Genomic DNA, 17,790 nt, shown 5'->3' with positions numbered 1-17,790 from the left:
GGGGTATTTTCGAACCAGAAAGAGGCAGAGCCGGGTGCGGTGACAGTGTCTATCTGACTCGACGGCGCCATCTTGGCGGTGGCTGGTACGCGTTGGCGGTCCGGCGCAAACCTGGGACTGGCTGCAGGTGGCATCACCAGACTGGAACTTGATGTCGAAACCGTGCATTGAACCAAGACACATTCGGACAGGAGCATGCCATGACCGTGATAAGGACCAGTCCCGCGCAAGGCGACGTTTCGGCTGAAGTGACCGGATTCTACGAGCCGGATACGGGCAGCATCCAGTATGTCGTGAGCGATCCTGAGACGAAAAAGGCTGCGCTGATCGACGTGGTGATGGGGTTTGACCATCGCAGCGCCAAAATTGACTCCGCCGCCGCGCAGGAGATTTTAGATCATGTGAAGACGGAAGGACTGGAGGTGGAGTGGATTCTCGACACGCACCCCCATGCTGATCACCTGATGGCATCGTCATGGCTGAAAGAGCGGCTGGGCGCGCCGAACGCTATTGGCAGCAAGGTCGCGGAGATCGCGGAATTGTGGCGCGAGATCTATCATATGCCCGATGCGTTTGATGTTGAGCGCGATTTTGATCGGTTGTTTGCGGATGGTGATCGCTTCCGCATTGGCGGGCTGGATGTGCGGGTGATGCTCTCGCCGGGCCATACCCTGGGTTCGATCACCTATGTCGTGGCCGATGTGGCCTTTGTGCATGACACCTTCATGCAGCCCGATGTCGGCACCTCGCGCGCTGATTTCCCCGGTGGCGATGCCGGGATGCTCTATGACAGCCTGCAGCAGATCCTCGAACTGCCGGATGAGACCCGCCTGTTTATCGGCCATGATTACGGCACTGAGCAGCGGGACCAGCCGGAATGGGAATCGACGGTCAAGGCGCAGGGCGAACATAACAAGCATATTGGCGGCGGAGTCGGCCGTGCGGCATATGTCGCGCGTCGCACCGCCCGCGACAAGACCCTGGCCTTGCCAAATCGCATGTTGCATGTTTTGCAAATGAACCTGCGCGCCGGGCGTTCCCCGGTGCCCGAAGCGGATGGCCACAGCTATCTGAAAATTCCCCTAAACCGTTTCTGAAAGGTAACAATTATGAAAAGCGAACAGATTGAAACTGGAACCCTGCACCACTGGACCCCGCAGGAGGTGAGCGAGGCGCTGGAATCAGCCAGCATCGTCCTGATCGACGTGCGCACACCGCAGGAATTCGCGTTCGAGCGGATTCGCGGTGCGTTGCTCTCGCCGATGCAAGAACTCGACCCTGCCCATATGCCGCGCCCGATCGAGGGCCGCCCGGTGGTGTTCCACTGTGGCTCGGGCATGCGCTCGCGCAAGATGGCGGAACTGGCGATGCAAGCGGGTTGGGCCGAGGCCAACCACATGGAAGGTGGGTTCGGCGCGTGGAAAAAGGCCGGGCTGACCTATATCGGCACCCAGATGAGTACGGGGGCGCCCAAGGACATGACCCCCCGTTAATCTGCTCTCTGTTGTCGTGGGCGCGTGATCAGTCCTTGTTGGGCTTGATCGCGCGCCGCGTCGGTGCCCCCTGTCCGCCCTTGGCGGCAGCGCGGGCGCGGTTCTTCTTGCTGGTCGGCTTGCCAATCGGCGGTTTCGGGCCTTTGCCCGGTTTACCGAAAGATTTGCCTTTTCCGCCTGCGCCCGGTGCTTTGTCGCCGGGGCGGGGTTTGCGCGCCGTGACGACGCCATCAGGGCGCGTTTTCTCGGGGCGTGCCGGGCGTTTGGGCTTTGCGGACGTGACACCGGTGCGGGGCTTGCGCCCGGATCGTGACGGATCCGCCATCTCTGGCCGACGCGTGCTGACGGGTTGCGGGGCAGGCGGCGCGCTGGGCGCGGGGGCCGGCTCGGCCTTTTCGGGCAGTGGCCCAGATTTATCCGTGGTTTTACGGGTCGGGGCCGATCGTGGTCGGCCTTTATCACGTGCGGCAGGGCGTTGCGACAGGTCGGGTGCCTTGTCCAGTCGGGACAGCACTTCGCCGTCGCGCAGGGTCATGTCCGGACCGATCTGGTCGAGAAATCCGGCCACCGCGCTTTCGCGTAGTTCGATCACTGCGTGATCATCGCGCATCCGGATCGCGCCGACATCATCGCGGGTGATGTCACCTTCCCGGCACAGCATCGCCAGAAGACGGCCCGGATCAGCACCCGAAGTGCGCCCGGAATTGATCGAGAACCAGACCGAGGGGCCGAACGGCGCGCGTTCGCGTTTCACGGCTTTGGTGTCGGCTGGTAGCAGGTCCTCGGGCGGCGATTGGCGGCTGGCAAACAGGTGCAGACAGGCGGCGGCGATATGTTCGGCGCTGTACCGTGCGGTCAGGCGCTGCAGCAGCGCCGCGTCGGTTTCGTCGAGCGGATGTTCCCAGATCGGATCGGCCAACATGCGTTCCTCGTCGCGGGTGCGCACGGCATCGGCCGAGGGTGCCTCGCTCCAGTTCGCGTTCAGGCGCGCGGATTTCAGCAGCCGTTCGCATTTGCGCCGCGCTGCGGGGGGCACGATCAAGGCACTGACCCCTTTGCGCCCGGCGCGCCCGGTGCGGCCCGACCGGTGCAGCAATGTTTCATGGTTGTTGGGAAGCTCCGCGTGGATCACGAGATCGAGCCCTGGCAGATCAATCCCGCGCGCCGCCACATCGGTGGCGACGCAAACCCGCGCCCGCCCATCGCGCATGGCCTGTAGCGCGTGGGTGCGTTCCGCCTGGCTGAGTTCGCCAGACAGCGCGACAACGGCAAACCCACGATTGCCCAGCCGCGTGGTCAGCCGGTTCACGGTGGCGCGGGTATTGGCGAATACCAGCGCATTGGGGGCTTCGTGAAAGCGCAGTACATTGACGATGGCGTTTTCGCCGTCGCGTGCGGCGACCGTCAGGGCATGATATTCGATGTCGCTGTGCTGCGCCTTTTCGGCAGCGGTGGTCACCCGCACCGCATCGCGCTGGTAACGCTGCGCCAGATCGGCGATACCGCGTGGCACCGTGGCCGAAAACAGCAGGGTGCGGCGCTCTTTGGGGGTTTCGTTCAGGATGAATTCGAGATCTTCCTGAAAGCCCAGGTCCAGCATTTCGTCAGCTTCGTCCAGCACCACGGCGCGCAACGAGCCAAGGTCGATCGAGCCGCGCATGACATGGTCGCGCAGCCGCCCCGGCGTCGCCACGACGATATGGGCGCCCCGCGCCAATGCGCGGCGTTCATCGCGCATGTCCATGCCGCCGACGCAAGAAGCAAGTGTCGCGCCCGCCATGCCGTAGAGCCAGCCAAGTTCGCGTTTCACCTGCAGCGCCAATTCGCGCGTTGGTGCGATCACCAGCGCCAGCGGGGCGGCGGCAGCAGCGAATTTGCCGTTATCGTCGAGGATCGTCGGCGCGATGGCCAGTCCGAACCCCACCGTCTTGCCCGACCCGGTCTGGGCCGATACCAACAGGTCGGCGGCGCCGAGCGCATGATCGGTTACGGCCTGCTGGACCTGAGTCAAAGTTTCATAGCCCTGTTTGGCAAGGGCATCGGCAAGGGTCTGGATCACGTTGGGGAGCTTTCGGAATCGTGCGCGCGGCGCGGGGTATCAGACGCGTGCACATAAGACCTCTTTACGCAGATGTATAGCGCCTATTGCTTACCCCAGCCGCCGCCGCCGGGGGTGCGCATACCAAAGATCGCGCCCTTGGGCAGATCGATCTCGGCATTGCCGTCCAGATCGATGCGGCTCCCGTCGGGCAGTTCGGCCCAGTTCAAGCCGACCGCGCCGGGCTGGCCGCCCTGGGCGCCGAAAGGTGGTACCACCCGGTGCGAGCACAGCGTCGTGACCGTGACCGGGGCAAGGAACCGCAAGCGACGTCGCGCCCCATTGCCGCCCCGCCATTCGCCGGCGCCGCCGGTGCCGTCGCAGATTGAAAACTCCTCCAGCCGGACGGGAAAGCGTCTTTCAAGAATTTCGGGATCGGTCATGCGGGTGTTGGTCATGTGGCTTTGCACCGCGTCACAGCCCGGAAATCCCGGCCCCGCCCCGGTGCCGCCGCCGATGGTTTCATAATTCTGGAACTCGTCATTGCCCCAGATGAAATTATTCATCGTGCCTTGCGAGCCAGCGATCACCCCGAGTGCGCCATAAAGCGCGTTACACATGGCCTGTGACACCTCGGTATTGCCCGCGATCACGGCAGCCGGATAGCGTGGGTTCACCATCGTGCCTTCGGGAGCGATGATCTTCAGCGGGTGCAGGCAGCCTTCGTTCAGCGGGATATTCGCACCCACCAGCGTGCGGAAAACATAGAGCACCACCGCGCGGCAGATCGCAAAAGGCGCGTTGTAATTGCGCGGATGTTGCGGCGAGGTGCCGGTGAAGTCGATCACTGCTTCGCGTCGTTCGTGATCGACGCGCACGCTGACATGAATTTCTGCGCCGTCATCCATCGGATAGACAAAACTACCGCCCGGCAGGTCGCCCAGCACCCGGCGCACGCTTTCCTCGGCATTGTCCTGCACATGGCCCATATAGGCGGTGACGACGTCGAGCCCGTAATGGTCTAACACCTTTCGCAGCGCCTGCCGCCCGGTTTCATTGGCCGCGACCTGCGCCTGAAGGTCGGCCATGTTCTGCGCGATATTGCGGCAGGGCCAGCGCCCTGATCCCAGCAATGCCTCGGCGGCTTTGTGCTGGAAATCCCCGCGCGAGACGAGGCGGAAATTGTCGATCAGCACGCCTTCCTCGTCGATATGGCGGCTGTCTGGCGGCCCGCTTCCGGGCGTGCGCCCGCCGATATCCGCATGATGGCCCCGGCTGCCCATCCAGAACACCGGTTTGCCGTCGGCAAAAACCGGCGTGATAACGGTGACATCGGGCAGATGGGTGCCGCCGTTGAACGGCGAGTTCAGCATGAAAGCATCGCCCTCGTGAATGTCACCGGCATTCTCGCGCATCACCGTCTTCACGCTGTCCGACATCGAACCCAAGTGCACCGGCACATGCGGCGCGTTGGCCACCAGATCGCCATCCGCATCGAAGATCGCACAGGAAAAATCCAGCCGTTCCTTGATGTTGACCGACCAGGACGTATTCGCCAGCGTCGCGCCCATCTGGTCGGCGACTGACATGAACAGGTTGCCCATGACTTCAAGCAGGACCGGATCAGCCCCGGTGTCCGCTTCGGCGCGGGCCTGTGGTTTCTTGCGCTCAAGGATCAGATTGCCCATCTTGTCCAACCGCGCAGCCCAGCCGGGTTCGACGATGCTGGTGCCGGTTGCCTCGGTGATGATGGCGGGGCCGGAAATGTGGGTATCTTGCGGCAGGCTCTCGCGGGCAAAGAGCGGCACGTTGCGCCAATCGCCCTCGCAATACATCGGTACTTGCGCATGCGGCTCGGGATCGTCGCCAAAAGTCTGCGGTGTGGGCACCTGGCTGGCTTCGCCTACGGCCTCGACTGCCAGCATCTCGAACAGAATCGCGCGACCCTGCGAGGTGAAGCCGAACCGCGCCTTATGGGCCGCTTCGAACGCGTCCTGCATCTCGGCCACGCTGCCGAAGGGCACTTCCAGCGGCTGGTGCGAACCGTCATAGCGCAGATGAGCGTGCGCGATGGAGCGGATCTGTTCCACCCCCTGAGCGCGTACTTCGGCGCTTGCGGCTTCGGCAATCGTCGCCAGCGCGGCGCGGGCGCTGTCGATTTCTTCCAGCGGGGCGTCCATCTGCACTTCGCGCAGGGCGCGGATTTCGGCCAGACCCATGCCATAGGCCGAGAGCACCCCAGCATGGGGATGGATCAGCACCTGCGACATGCCCAGCGAATCGGCGACAAGGCAGGCATGTTGCCCACCGGCACCGCCGAAACATTGCAATGTGTAATCGGTGACGTCATGGCCGCGCTGCACGCTGATCTTCTTGATGGCATTTGCCATGTTGTCCACGGCGATGCGCAGAAACCCGGCAGCGATTTCCTCGGGTTCGCGGGGCGGCTCGCCGGTTTCGCGTGCGACCTCATCGGCGAGCGCGGCGAATTGCGCGCGCACGGTCTCGGCGTCGAGTTTCTGATCGCCATCGGGACCAAATACCGCCGGAAAGTGATCCGGGTTCAGCTTGCCCAACATGACATTGCAATCGGTCACGGTGAGCGGCCCGCCGCGCCGGTAACAGGCCGGGCCGGGGTCGGCACCGGCACTTTCCGGGCCGACCTGAAACCGTCCTTGCGCGAACCGGCAAATCGACCCGCCGCCGGCGGCGACGGTGTTGATGTCCATCATCGGCGCGCGCATTCGCACGCCCGCGACTTCGGTTTCGAAGCTGCGCTCATAGGTGCCGGCATAGTGGCTCACATCGGTCGAGGTGCCGCCCATGTCAAAGCCGATCAGCCGCTCATGGCCGGCCGCCTCGCCGGTCTTGACCATGCCGACGATTCCGCCCGCAGGACCAGACAGAATGGCGTCCCGCCCCTGAAACAGCCGCGCATCGGTTAATCCGCCGCTGGATTGCATGAACAGCAGCCGCTCGCAGGCGCGGCCCATATCAAGCGCGCCGGCAACTTGATCGACATAGCGGCGCAGGATTGGCGAGAGATAGGCGTCGACCACTGTAGTATCGCCGCGTCCGACCAGTTTCACCAGTTTGCTGACCTCGTGGCTGGTCGAGATCTGGGTGAAGCCGGTCTCGCGGGCGATCTCGGCGACGCGATCTTCGTGGATCGGGTTCAGATAGGCGTGCAGCCCGGCGATTGCCACCGCGCGCAGCCCTGCGTCATATGCCTCCTGCAAAGCTTTACGCGCCGCGCTTTCATCGAGCGGGCGGATCACTTTGCCGTTCGCATCAAGCCGCTCGTCCAGTTCGGCAACGCTCTCATAGAGCAGTTCTGGACGCTGGATATGCAGATCGAACAGGCGCGGGCGGGTTTGATAACCGATCTTCAGGAGATCGCGAAACCCGCGTGTGATCATCAGCAAAACCGGCTCGCCCTTGCGTTCCAGCAGCGCATTGGTTGCGACGGTGGTGCCCATCCGCACCGAGGAGATCGCACCGTCAGGCAGGGGGCCGTCGCTGCCGATCAGATCGTGGATTCCCTGCACCGCCGCATCGGCATAGCGCTCGGGGTTTTCCGACAGCAGCTTATGCGTGACCAATGCGCCATCGGGACGCCGGGCCACGACATCGGTGAATGTTCCGCCCCGATCGATCCAGAATTCCCATTGCGCAGCCATCGTGAACCCCCATTTGGTATCGGCGCTCAGGTTTTGCGGGCTGGCGCTGGAATGTCAACGCGTCCGCATCATCGCTGTGGTAGAATCGCGCCCGATCATGCTAGGTCTTGCGGTATGACCCGTGAAAACCTCTATATCAGCGACGCCCGCCCCATCATCCGGCAGTTGGACGAATCCGCGATCAACCGGATCGCAGCGGGCGAGGTCGTGGAACGCCCGGCTTCGGCGGTCAAGGAACTGGTCGAAAACGCCATCGACGCGGGGGCTACGCGCATTGCCATCGACATTGCCGAAGGCGGCAAGACGCTGATCAGGGTGAGCGACGACGGATGCGGTATCGCGCCCGAAGATCTGCCGCTGGCGCTGGCGCGGCACGCGACTTCCAAAATCGACGGATCGGACCTGCTGAATATCCACTCTTTCGGTTTTCGCGGTGAGGCGCTGGCCTCACTTGGCGCGGTGGGTCGGCTTAGCCTCACCAGTCGCGCCGCCGGACATGACGCCGCCCGTATTCGCGTGTCGGGCAGTCGCATCGAGCCGGTGCAGCCCGCCGCCCTGCGCAGCGGCACCGTTGTGGAACTGGCTGACCTGTTCTTCGCCACGCCCGCGCGGTTGAAATTCATGCGTACGGACCGGGCTGAAACTCAGGCGATTAACGATGTGGTGAAACGTCTGGCGATGGCCGAACCGTCAATCGGGTTCACTCTGCGTGATGTCTCTGGCGGGGGTGAGGGGCGCGTGACCTTTCGTGCCGATGCCGAAACCGGAGATCTGTTCGATGCGCTGCATCACCGGTTGGCCCGCATATTGGGGCGGGATTTCGCCGAGAACGCGTTGAAAATCGACGCCACGCGCGAGGAATTGCGCCTGTTCGGCTATGCTGCGCTGCCGACCTATTCGCGCGGTGCGGCGGTGGCACAATACTTGTTCGTCAACGGCCGCCCGGTGCGTGACCGGATGCTGACGGGCGCGTTGCGCGCCGCCTATGCCGACTTCCTGTCACGCGAGCGCCATCCGGTTGCAGCGCTGTTTCTGGATTGCGATCCGACGTTGGTGGATGTGAACGTCCATCCGGCCAAATCCGAGGTGCGCTTTCGTGATCCCGGTCTGGCGCGCGGGCTGATCGTCTCGGCGCTGCGTCATGCATTGGCCGAGGCAGGGCATCGTTCCTCGACCACGGGCGGTCAGGCCACTCTGGGCCGGATGACCCCCGAACCGACCGGCGCGCGGGTCTATCAAATGGACCGCCCGTCGCAAGCCGCCCGCGTGGCGTCATTTCAGGCGCAATCGCCCGGTTTCGCCGAGACGCAAGCCGCCTATAGCGCCCGCGTGGTCGAAGAACCCGATGAACCCGACGCGCCTGCGCAGCATCAAGCAGCGGAACATCTGCCGCTGGGTGCCGCGCGCGGGCAGGTGCACGAGAATTACATCATCGCGCAGACCGAAACCGGCATGGTCATCGTCGATCAGCACGCCGCCCATGAGCGATTGGTTTATGAAAAACTAAAACGCCAGATGGCTGAAGCCGGCGTCGCTGCGCAGGCCCTGCTGATTCCCGAAATCGTCGAGCTGTCTGACACGGACTGCGCGCAGCTTCTGGAAATCGCTGAGGATCTTGGGCGACTGGGGTTGAGCATTGAAGCTTTTGGCGGCGGTGCTATCGCGGTGCGCGAAACTCCGGCTATCTTAGGCGAGGTCAATGCCAATGGGATGATTCGAGACATCCTTGATGAGCTTTCCGATCAGGGTGACAGTCTGACCGTGCAGGCCCGGATCGAGGCGATCCTGAGCCGCATCGCCTGCCACGGCTCGGTCCGTTCAGGGCGACGGATGCGCGCCGAAGAGATGAATGCGCTATTACGCGAAATGGAGACGACGCCCCATTCCGGCCAGTGCAACCATGGCCGGCCCACATATGTCGAATTGAAACTATCCGATATCGAACGGCTGTTCGGGCGCACTTGACCGGAGCTGATTGAGAACGTAATGAGAACATCATGGCATTTGAACCCGATCTCTGGTTGATATGCGCGGCGCTGGCCGCGGGAATGGCGGCGCTCTGGCTGGTCTGGATGGGAAAGCTCTCCCGCGCACAAACAGCGTTGAAAGCGGCAGAGCGACACGCGGGCGAACTGCGGCAGGAGCTGACCGTGCGCACGGTCGAGGCCGAACGCCTGCCGGCGCTGGAAGAACGACTGACCCAGATCGACCGACTGTACGATACCGAGAAAGAGGCGCGTATTAGCGCTCAAACGGCGCTGGAATCTCTGAAACGCGAACACGCGGGGCGGTTGGAAGAACTGCGCGACATGAAAAAGGAACTGGAAGACCGCTTCGAAACCTTGGCCAGCGGCGTCCTGCAAAAAAACTCCGAGCAATTCTTAGGGCTGGTCAGCGAACGGTTTCAGAAACACAGCCAATCCGCCAGCGAGGATATTGAGAAGCGGCAATTGGCCATATCAAACCTTGTCAAACCCTTGGACGAAAAGCTGGGCCAGTTCGATCAACGCATTAAGGAAATTGAAACCGCCCGGAACGAGGCCTATGGCGCGATCCGCCAGCAGGTCCATGAACTGGCGCAGGGGCAGATGACGCTGGGCCAGGAAACCCGCAAATTGGTGCAGGCCCTGCGCGCGCCCAAAACCCGCGGGCGCTGGGGCGAGATGCAGTTGCGGCAGGTGTTCGACATGGCAGGCATGAGCGAAAACGTCGATTACACGCTGGAAAAGCAGATCAACACCGATAACGGCGCACAGCGTCCCGATGCAATCGTGCAGATACCGGGTGGCAAAAGCATCGTGATCGATGCCAAGACGCCGCTGGATGCTTATCTGAACGCGCTGGAAAGCGACACGCCCGAAGCCCAACAACAACAGCTAACGCGCCATGCGGGGCAAGTCCGTACCCATGTGCGGCTATTGTCTTCAAAGGCGTATCAGGACGCAATCGCGACGACACCAGACTTCGTGGTGATGTTCATTCCCGGCGAAACTTTTGTGTCGGCGGCGGTCGAGGCTGATCCGTCGCTGCTGGAATTTGCGTTTGAGAACAAGGTTCTGATTTCTACGCCAACGACGCTCATGGCGCTGATCAAGGCTATTGCCTATGGCTGGCAGCAGGAAAAAATGGCCGAAAACGCGGCCGAGGTTCAGCGCGTGGCCCGCGAACTTTACGACCGGTTGGGCCGGTTCGGCGAACATCTGGGTAGGGTCGGCACACATCTCGACCGCGCCGTTGGCAGTTACAACAGTGCGGTCGGATCAATGGAAGGGCGGGTTTTGCCCTCGGCCCGCAAGTTCGAGGCGATGGGGGTCGTGCCGCCCAAAACCGAGATTGCCGCCCCCACGGTGATTGAAAGCGAAACACGTCAGCTGACGGCTTCCGAACTCACCGACTAGAGCAGCACTTGCCGGACATTGTGCTCTGTCCGGTAAAGAGTTTGCTCAATTGTCGTGTTTGTGGAGCAACGCACTGGCGATGCGGCGCTGAACATCTGTATTTTCACGCTTCAATGCCGTCACTATGTTGCGCAGATCGCGCCGTGCACTGTGCAATTGATCAACCAACGACATGATCATTCCCAAGGCGTCCTCGTTCAGATCGAATTCATCGGATAGTTCGCATAGCAGATTCAAGCGGGCCACGTCGATTTCGCGAAAGGCGGGGCCGCTGTCGGTCTGCACCGGGGTTATGATCTCGGCCTGAATGAATGTGGTTAATTGGGATTCTGTCAGTCGGTCAATGGTGCGAACAAGCTGGGTTTCCGAATAAAGAACGGTCATGGTTTCATCCCTTTTCTCGGATCATAGGAATGTTTCTTACGCCATTCCTCCATGAAGCTGGCCAGCTCTTCATCCACTTTAGGAGGTGCGACAATCGAAAGTTCGACCCGCTGATCGCCTCGCGGAGCATTGCCGGCGGGCTTTACGCCGCGCCCGCGAAGCCGCAATGTCTGCCCGCTGCTGGCCCCTTTGGGAATAGTCAACATAACCGAGCCATCAATCGTCGGCGTTGCCACTTTGCTGCCCAGAATCGCCTCGTCGATCGTGATGGGCAGGGTCACCACGATGTCGTTGCCCTCGCGGTGAAAGATGGGGTGAGGGCGGACTGTCAGGGTAACCAATGCATCGCCCGGCGGCCCACCATTAAACCCCGGTTGGCCCTTGCCGCGCAGGCGGATGGTCTGCCCGTCAGCGGTGCCTTGTGGGATCTTGACCTCAAGTGCATTGCCGTCCGGCAGGGTAATGCGGGTTCTGGTCCCATTGACGGCTTCCAGAAACGGGACTTCCAGCGCATAACGTGCGTCGGCGCCGCGCGCCGCGAAGCCCTGACCACCGCCGGCACCGCGCTGTCGAAAGAATTGCGCGAAGATGTCAGATGGATCGGCATCGTCGAAATCCGATGCGCCCTGTCGTTGCTGCCCGCCTGAGAATCCGCTGCCATAGGGGTTGTCGGCGGCTCCGGCATAGTCACGGTAATATTGGCGCTGGCGATGCGCCTGTGTCTCGGCACCGGTGGCATCGATTTCCCCGCGGTCAAACCGGGCACGGGTTTCGGGATCGCGCAGCAAATCATAGGCAGCCGAGGCCGCTTTGAACCGGGCCTCGGCCTCTGCATCGTCGGGGTGCAGGTCCGGATGGCTGGTGCGGGCGATCTTGCGATACGCCTTTTTTATCTCCTCATCGGTGGCCGATTTTTTCAGACCAAGCGCAGCATAGGGGTCCATGCTCTTGATTTCCTTTCTCGGCACGCCCCTATGGGCGGCGGCTCATATCACTGTTACGAGATATGAAAGGGCAGGCCGAGTAAAAATCAAGACTGGATTCAAATCCATTTTGCCAAGGGCGGCAGGCTCATCAGCACGGCATTCGCATCATGGCCAGTTTCCAGACCGAATTTTGTGCCGCGATCATAGACCAGATTATATTCGGCATAGAGACCGCGATGCACCAGCTGTGCTTCTTTGTCAGTCTCGTTCCAGTCCTGCACCCGCCGTTTTTCGACCAGCGGAACGAAGGCGGGCAGAAACGCGCGCCCAATGTCCTGCGTCAGCGAAAAATCCTCTTCCCAATCGCCGGTGCAGTGGTCATCCATGAAGATCCCGCCGACCCCCCGCGCGCGATGGCGGTGCGGGATATAGAAATACTCATCTGCCCAGGCTTTGAACTTCGGATAGTAAAGCTGACCGTGCCGATCCAAATGCACCTTTTGCTGGTGATGAAAATGCTCGGTATCGGCGTCATATTCGATCGCCGGGTTGAGATCTGAACCACCGCCGAACCACCAGCCATGCGGGGTCCAGAACATGCGCGTGTTCATGTGAACTGCCGGTACGTGCGGGTTTTGCATATGGGCGACTAAGGAAATACCGCTGGCCCAGAAGCGTGGGTCTTCCTTCATGCCCGGCAAGCCCTTGCGCGCCGCCATCGCTTCCTGCGCGCGCGCGCCCAAGGTGCCGTAGACAGTCGAAACATTGACGCCGACCTTTTCGAAGACCCGGCCGCCGCGCATCACGCTCATCAATCCGCCGCCAGCGTCCGATCCATCGGACGAAGCGCGTTGCGTCTCGGTGACCTCGAACCGGCCCGCATCTGTGTCCGATAGCGGGCCGCTCTGGTGGCTGTCTTCCAGCCGCTCGAATTCGGCGACAATGGTATCGCGCAGCTCGTAAAACCAGCCTGCGGCGCGTTGTTTTTCGCCACGCATCGTGTCTTTCATCAGGTCTGATCCTTGCAGGGGCGGTGGTTATTCACGCCAATCAAAAAAGCCGGGTCCGGCCTGAGCCAGCATGTCTTTGCCCATCGCATGCCCCATCTCGGCCCCGTCCGCGATTGCACAAGTCCGGTCATCACTGATCGCCTCAGATCCGTCCGGGCGAAGCACCTCGCCGCGCAGGCGCAGGCGGTCGCCGTCCAGAAGCGCCAGTGCCGCAATCGGGGTTTCACAGGACCCATCCAGGGCCGCCAGAAAGGCGCGTTCGGCGGCCAGCCGTTTGCCGGTTGCCCGATCATGAATCGCGGCCAGCATCTCGGCCACGCGATCATCGTTTTCGCGCCGTTCGATCCCGATCGCGCCTTGGGCTACGGCGGGCAGCATATCGTCGACGGAGATCGGAGTGGCGGGCACATCGGTGCGTCCCAGACGTTTCAACCCGGCCATCGCGAGGAACGTGCATTCTGCCACACCATCGGCCAGCTTTTTCAGCCGAGTCTGCACATTGCCGCGAAATTCGACCACCTGCAAATCAGGGCGACGGTTCAGCAATTGGGCGCGCCGCCGCAGGCTCGAGGTGCCGACAACGGCCCCTTCGTCCAACTCGTCCAGACGGGATTTCGTCGGCGACACAAAACTGTCGCGCTCGTCCTCGCGGGGCAGATAGGTGTCCAACAACAATCCGCCCGGTTGCAACACCGGCATATCCTTCATGGAGTGCACGGCAATGTCGATACCTCCATCCAGCAAGGCTTCTTCGATTTCGCGGGTAAACAGGCCTTTGCCGCCGATTTCTTTCAGCGGTCGGTCGATGATGCGATCACCGGTGGTCTTGATCACCACAATTTCAAAAGCATCCTCGGGCAGGTCGAACGCCGCCGCCAGACGATCACGGGTTTCGGTTGCTTGCGCGACGGCAAGCGGTGAGCCGCGGGTGCCGATTTTCAATGGCTGCGCGGGAGAGGGAAGAGGCTGTATCATGCCCCGTCTTTAGCCGCGTCACATTGCCCTTACAACCGTCTGCCCTTGACAAATTGCCGCGTAGGGCAGACCCGTGGGCTGACAATTGACCGGGGGCATACATGGCTGACAAGACTATATTACGGGCTTTGGCGGGCGAGACGCTGGACACGCCACCGATCTGGATGATGCGGCAAGCCGGGCGGTATCTGCCCGAATATCGCGCCACGCGGGCCGAGGCCGGCGATTTCCTATCGCTTTGCTATAACAGCGATCTGGCGACCGAGGTAACGCTGCAACCGATCCGGCGCTTTGGCTTTGACGCCTCGATCCTGTTTGCGGATATTCTGTTGATCCCGCAAGCACTGGGGGCTGATCTGTGGTTCGTTGACGGCGAGGGGCCGCGCTTGTCTACGATCACGACGCAGGCGGACTTTGACGCGCTGAAACCGGCGGATGTCATTCACGAAACGTTGAACCCAATTTATCAGACCGTGCGCAACCTGACCGAGGCACTGCCGCGCGAGACGACGCTGATCGGTTTCGCAGGTGCGCCGTGGACCGTTGCGACCTATATGATCGCCGGGCGTGGCACGCCCGACCAAGGGCCGGCGCACGCGTTGAAGGATGGAAACCGTCCGGTGTTCGACGCGCTTATGGAGCGTATCACCGAGGCGACAATCCTCTATCTCTCGGCGCAGATCGAAGCCGGGGCCGAAGTGATCAAACTGTTCGACAGCTGGGCCGGATCGCTTTCAGGTGCGGATTTCCAGACCTATGCTCTGGAGCCGTGCCGACGCATCACCCAAGCGCTGAAAGAGCGCCATCCCGGTATTCCGATTATCGGCTTCCCGCGTGAGGCAGGCGACAAATATATCGGCTTTGCCAAGGCCACCGGCATCGATTGCGTTGCCCTGGACAATTCTGTCTCGCCTGAGTGGGCGGTAAAGCATGTGCAGGTCGATGGTTGCGTTCAGGGCAATCTGGCCTCATCGCATATGGTGACGGGTGGCGACGCACTGGTTGAGGAGACTCGCCATATCGTGCGCGCGTTTTCCGGTGGGCCGCATATTTTTAATCTGGGCCACGGCATTACGCCCGATGCGGACCCAGCCAACGTGCAGTTGATGATCGACACGGTGCGCGGCGCTTAAGCGGTTCTGGCCAGTATTCTTGCGGTCTCGGGTTTTTGTGCCTTGACGACCGCAGGATGCTGGCCTAATTGCGGGGACGCTTTTGGCGGAGTAGCTCAGGTGGTTAGAGCAGCGGAATCATAATCCGCGTGTCGGGGGTTCAAGTCCCTCCTCCGCTACCAATTTCCCATACACCTATCTTGGGTCGAGAAGAGGGCGTTCAGACGCCCTGAGTGTTGAGGGCTTTATCCTTGCGCGTGGTGCTGACCGCCGCATGAAGATCGAAGTGGTATTCTTGCCTAGAACTGACCGGGTGTTCTGCAGTTCTAAAAAAGCAGGGCCGGCAAATCACCAGCTGAAGAGACAGGTCAGGCGCCGCGGGGGGCCCACAGGATGATCGCCGCGCCCAGTAGGCAGATGCTGGCGCCGATGAGATCCCAGTGGTCGGGACGATGGCCCTCGACTATCCAGAGCCATAACAGCGACGACGCGATATAGACGCCGCCATAAACGGCATAGGCACGTCCAGCCTGTTCGGCGGGACTTAGCACCAGTAGCCATGCGAACACAGCCAGAGAGGCCATCCCCGGAAACAGCCACAGCGGAGACTTGCCCAGCCGGAACCAGAGCCAGAAGGCGAAACACCCGGCAATCTCGGCCAGAGCGGCGGCAAAATAGATCAGTATAGCCTGCATTTTGAGAGGGATACGCCACTTGATTGATCAAGTCTATTGCCAGTTTGAATGGGCGTCGCTTAGTGGGGTCATGGTTGCGTCGAGCCATGACTGTGTCAGATTAACGCAGGCTGGTTTGTTGAAACGCGCTCGATCTGGGCCATTGGCGCATAAAAGCTGCACCGACTGACGGCCCATCTCGTGGTCCGGTGCTGCTGTCAGTCAATCGGGATGACGTTTGAGTGCTTTGATTTGTGTTCCGGCTCGACATGAATGGTGATCTCGGCATCCGTGAGAGTGCGTTTTATCGCCTGTTCGACCCGGTCGCAGATCTCATGGGCATGAAATACCGACATGTCTCCTGGTACAACGAGGTGAAAGTCGATGAAAGTCGCGGGACCAGCTTGGCGGGTTCGGAGGTCATGCGCCTCCACGGCTCCCGATGCTTCCGATGAAATGATAGCGTGAACCAAGGCCAGCGTCTCTTCTGGCAGGGCTTCGTCCATGAGGCCGCTGAGGGACTCCTTAACCAGTTTCGAGCCTGACCAAAGTATGTGGATGGCCACCGCCGTTGCCATGATCGGATCCAGCAAAGGCCAACCGGTTGCCAGGGCCAGCAACAGTCCGACGGCCACGCCGACCGAAGTCACGACATCCGCAAGAAGGTGCTTGCCGTCAGCCACCAGAGCCGGCGATTTTTCTTGGTTGCCTTTCGTGATCAGAATCCAGGCCCATCCGGCATTAAGTGCGGTTGCCGCAAGGTTTACCAAAAGACCAGCGATTGGCGCATCCAGAACGTGGGGGGTGATAAACCCACCATAGGCTTCTTTCAGGATCAGAATCGCCGCGACGACGATTAAAACGCCCTCAAGCACCGCACTGAAGTACTCGGCTTTATGGTGACCATAAGGGTGGTCGGTATCGGCTGGCTGGGCGGCGACGCGAATCGCGATAAGAACGGCGAAACCAGCCGCGACATTCACCGTGCTTTCAAGCGCATCGGACAGAAGCGCAACGGATCCTGTCATCCAATATGCCAGCGTCTTGAGGCCAAACACCAGAAAGCCAACGATCACGCTTCCGAGTGCAAGTTTGAGGGTAAAAGCCATCGCGCGCTCTTGTTACAGCTTGCGCCCATGAAGGGCAAACGGCGACGGAAATGCAACCGTCTGATATTGCCAGCGAAAAATAGGCGCGTAGACGAAAATTAGTCGGGGAGGGGCACCGTCAACCTGCTCGCCTGGCGCAGCGAGGCTGCTGCCTGCTGGTGCAGTCAGTCTGTGTGAACCGGTATTAAAGTGCCCTCCGCATATGCCTCAGCTTTGCGGGTTTATGTTAGCTTCCGGCTCGAGAGGATTGAGCAGCCCGCGAATTTTTGGCCGGTTTTATTAAAACCGGCATTTTGTCGTCCTTGAGTTGAGGGAGAGGCTTGCGGCTTCGCTCAAGCCCCGCTAAAGCAGGGGCGCGGGTGATTAGCTCAGTTGGTAGAGCGCTTCGTTTACACCGAAGATGTCGGGAGTTCGAGTCTCTCATCACCCACCATTTTAAGCCCTCGTGTAACTTACACCCACGCTTTCTCTAGCACACTAAATTGTGTGCTGAGTGCACGGCTGCCCGTTGGTGAGCAGATGGCGGCGCTTGATGGTGAGGGGCAAGGGGAAGCTGCGAGGCTAGGCCTATGGTTGAGGGCGTCCCGCGCAGCACGATCTTGTTCCCCATTTCTTCCGAAGCAGTCTACTGCAGCAAGGGCAAGCTGGGGTGCGAATGTTACTTATTGTGCGAAAATATGCACTTGAGGGGGTAAGTGGCGGACCGAGGAGGATCTCCAGAATCTATAAATTTCAGTGGCTTAGTGTATCCTTAGACATTCAATTGCCCCAATAGGTTTCAATGGTTTGTCAAGTCACTTGTCTAATCCTTTCCGACCGGAAAGCTGTCAAGCGCTAATAGGACAGGGGCCAAAATCTAACGTAGTTATTGAATGCCGCGACTATGACCCGGCTTCTGAACTGGCCCCCGTTTCGACCGGACACCTTGGCCTGACCAAGGAGGCTTAAGGATAGCCTTAAGCACATGCTTATGTCTGAGATTGAAATCATC

Annotated in this window: 13 protein-coding genes and 2 tRNA genes; 7 read left to right on the top strand and 8 right to left on the bottom strand. The window is 60.9% G+C overall.

All coding sequences use genetic code 11. The annotated features are described in order from the left end of the window. Positions 1-200 precede the first annotated feature (200 nt). Together JAO82_RS00075 and JAO82_RS00070 are read left to right on the top strand one after the other, a co-directional pair. Complete coding sequence (locus tag JAO82_RS00075) at positions 201-1,097, top strand: MBL fold metallo-hydrolase (protein WP_198684300.1); 897 nt, start codon at positions 201-203, stop codon at positions 1,095-1,097. A 12-nt stretch (positions 1,098-1,109) separates the two neighbouring features. Next, positions 1,110-1,493, top strand: coding sequence for a rhodanese-like domain-containing protein (locus JAO82_RS00070; protein ID WP_198684299.1), 384 nt, complete (start codon positions 1,110-1,112; stop codon positions 1,491-1,493). A 28-nt stretch (positions 1,494-1,521) separates the two neighbouring features. Here the strand turns inward: JAO82_RS00070 and JAO82_RS00065 are convergent, their stop codons facing one another. Together JAO82_RS00065 and JAO82_RS00060 are read right to left on the bottom strand one after the other, a co-directional pair. Then, the gene (locus JAO82_RS00065; protein ID WP_198684298.1) at positions 1,522-3,552 is read right to left on the bottom strand and encodes a DEAD/DEAH box helicase; all 2,031 of its coding nucleotides are present in this window, start codon (positions 3,550-3,552) and stop codon (positions 1,522-1,524) included. Positions 3,553-3,635: 83 nt separating this feature from the next. Next, positions 3,636-7,211: a hydantoinase B/oxoprolinase family protein gene (locus tag JAO82_RS00060; RefSeq protein WP_198684297.1), complete on the bottom strand. Its 3,576-nt coding sequence runs from the start codon at positions 7,209-7,211 to the stop codon at positions 3,636-3,638. Positions 7,212-7,325: 114 nt separating this feature from the next. On the opposite strand from JAO82_RS00060, the gene mutL reads away from it, so the two are divergent. Both mutL and rmuC read left to right on the top strand, forming a co-directional pair. Then, positions 7,326-9,176 (top strand): DNA mismatch repair endonuclease MutL, encoded by a 1,851-nt coding sequence (gene mutL, locus JAO82_RS00055; RefSeq protein WP_198684296.1) that lies wholly within the window; start codon positions 7,326-7,328, stop codon positions 9,174-9,176. 32 nt (positions 9,177-9,208) lie between these two features. Then, positions 9,209-10,609 (top strand): DNA recombination protein RmuC, encoded by a 1,401-nt coding sequence (rmuC, locus tag JAO82_RS00050; RefSeq protein WP_232897152.1) that lies wholly within the window; start codon positions 9,209-9,211, stop codon positions 10,607-10,609. Positions 10,610-10,654: 45 nt separating this feature from the next. Here the strand turns inward: rmuC and JAO82_RS00045 are convergent, their stop codons facing one another. The 4 genes from JAO82_RS00045 to hemC all read right to left on the bottom strand — a co-directional run bounded on the left by JAO82_RS00045 (position 10,655) and on the right by hemC (position 13,904). Continuing rightward, positions 10,655-10,993 (bottom strand): hypothetical protein, encoded by a 339-nt coding sequence (locus tag JAO82_RS00045; protein ID WP_198684295.1) that lies wholly within the window; start codon positions 10,991-10,993, stop codon positions 10,655-10,657. Next, positions 10,990-11,937: a DnaJ C-terminal domain-containing protein gene (locus JAO82_RS00040; RefSeq protein ID WP_198684294.1), complete on the bottom strand. Its 948-nt coding sequence runs from the start codon at positions 11,935-11,937 to the stop codon at positions 10,990-10,992. The genes JAO82_RS00045 and JAO82_RS00040 overlap by 4 nt, the downstream gene beginning before the upstream one ends. Before the next feature lie 98 nt (positions 11,938-12,035). Then, on the bottom strand, positions 12,036-12,929 hold the full coding sequence (gene hemF / locus JAO82_RS00035; RefSeq protein WP_198684293.1) for an oxygen-dependent coproporphyrinogen oxidase: 894 nt from the start codon (positions 12,927-12,929) through the stop codon (positions 12,036-12,038). 27 nt (positions 12,930-12,956) lie between these two features. Further along, entirely contained in the window at positions 12,957-13,904 is a 948-nt protein-coding gene (gene hemC, locus JAO82_RS00030; protein ID WP_198684292.1) for a hydroxymethylbilane synthase, read from the bottom strand. 101 nt (positions 13,905-14,005) lie between these two features. Between hemC and hemE the strand changes: the two genes are divergently transcribed. Next, complete coding sequence (hemE, locus tag JAO82_RS00025; RefSeq protein WP_198684291.1) at positions 14,006-15,037, top strand: uroporphyrinogen decarboxylase; 1,032 nt, start codon at positions 14,006-14,008, stop codon at positions 15,035-15,037. An 84-nt stretch (positions 15,038-15,121) separates the two neighbouring features. Beyond that, positions 15,122-15,198: transfer RNA gene (locus tag JAO82_RS00020), tRNA-Met, on the top strand. Positions 15,199-15,384: 186 nt separating this feature from the next. Here JAO82_RS00020 and JAO82_RS00015 read toward each other — a convergent pair. Together JAO82_RS00015 and JAO82_RS00010 are read right to left on the bottom strand one after the other, a co-directional pair. Further along, positions 15,385-15,711 (bottom strand): YnfA family protein, encoded by a 327-nt coding sequence (locus tag JAO82_RS00015; RefSeq protein WP_198684290.1) that lies wholly within the window; start codon positions 15,709-15,711, stop codon positions 15,385-15,387. A 197-nt stretch (positions 15,712-15,908) separates the two neighbouring features. Next, positions 15,909-16,799, bottom strand: a complete 891-nt coding sequence (locus tag JAO82_RS00010) for a cation diffusion facilitator family transporter (RefSeq protein ID WP_198684289.1) — start codon at positions 16,797-16,799, stop codon at positions 15,909-15,911. Positions 16,800-17,156: 357 nt separating this feature from the next. On the opposite strand from JAO82_RS00010, the gene JAO82_RS00005 reads away from it, so the two are divergent. After that, positions 17,157-17,232: transfer RNA gene (locus JAO82_RS00005), tRNA-Val, on the top strand. The last annotated feature ends 558 nt before the right edge of the window (positions 17,233-17,790 follow it).

This window comes from Pontibaca salina (assembly GCF_016307205.1).
Lineage (GTDB): Bacteria > Pseudomonadota > Alphaproteobacteria > Rhodobacterales > Rhodobacteraceae > Pontibaca > Pontibaca salina.
This window is presented reverse-complemented; position numbering and strand designations above follow the sequence as displayed.

Bases quoted from the DNA above. Each gene is read 5' to 3' on its own strand.
- JAO82_RS00010 (WP_198684289.1), bottom strand. From the start codon at position 16,799: ATGGCTTTTACCCTCAAACTTGCACTCGGAAGCGTGATCGTTGGCTTT.
- JAO82_RS00075 (WP_198684300.1), top strand. From the start codon at position 201: ATGACCGTGATAAGGACCAGTCCCGCGCAAGGCGACGTTTCGGCTGAA.
- JAO82_RS00045 (WP_198684295.1), bottom strand. From the start codon at position 10,993: ATGACCGTTCTTTATTCGGAAACCCAGCTTGTTCGCACCATTGACCGA.
- JAO82_RS00015 (WP_198684290.1), bottom strand. From the start codon at position 15,711: ATGCAGGCTATACTGATCTATTTTGCCGCCGCTCTGGCCGAGATTGCC.
- JAO82_RS00040 (WP_198684294.1), bottom strand. From the start codon at position 11,937: ATGGACCCCTATGCTGCGCTTGGTCTGAAAAAATCGGCCACCGATGAG.
- JAO82_RS00060 (WP_198684297.1), bottom strand. From the start codon at position 7,211: ATGGCTGCGCAATGGGAATTCTGGATCGATCGGGGCGGAACATTCACC.
- JAO82_RS00070 (WP_198684299.1), top strand. From the start codon at position 1,110: ATGAAAAGCGAACAGATTGAAACTGGAACCCTGCACCACTGGACCCCG.
- rmuC (WP_232897152.1), top strand. From the start codon at position 9,209: ATGGCATTTGAACCCGATCTCTGGTTGATATGCGCGGCGCTGGCCGCG.
- hemE (WP_198684291.1), top strand. From the start codon at position 14,006: ATGGCTGACAAGACTATATTACGGGCTTTGGCGGGCGAGACGCTGGAC.
- mutL (WP_198684296.1), top strand. From the start codon at position 7,326: ATGACCCGTGAAAACCTCTATATCAGCGACGCCCGCCCCATCATCCGG.
- hemC (WP_198684292.1), bottom strand. From the start codon at position 13,904: ATGATACAGCCTCTTCCCTCTCCCGCGCAGCCATTGAAAATCGGCACC.
- hemF (WP_198684293.1), bottom strand. From the start codon at position 12,929: ATGAAAGACACGATGCGTGGCGAAAAACAACGCGCCGCAGGCTGGTTT.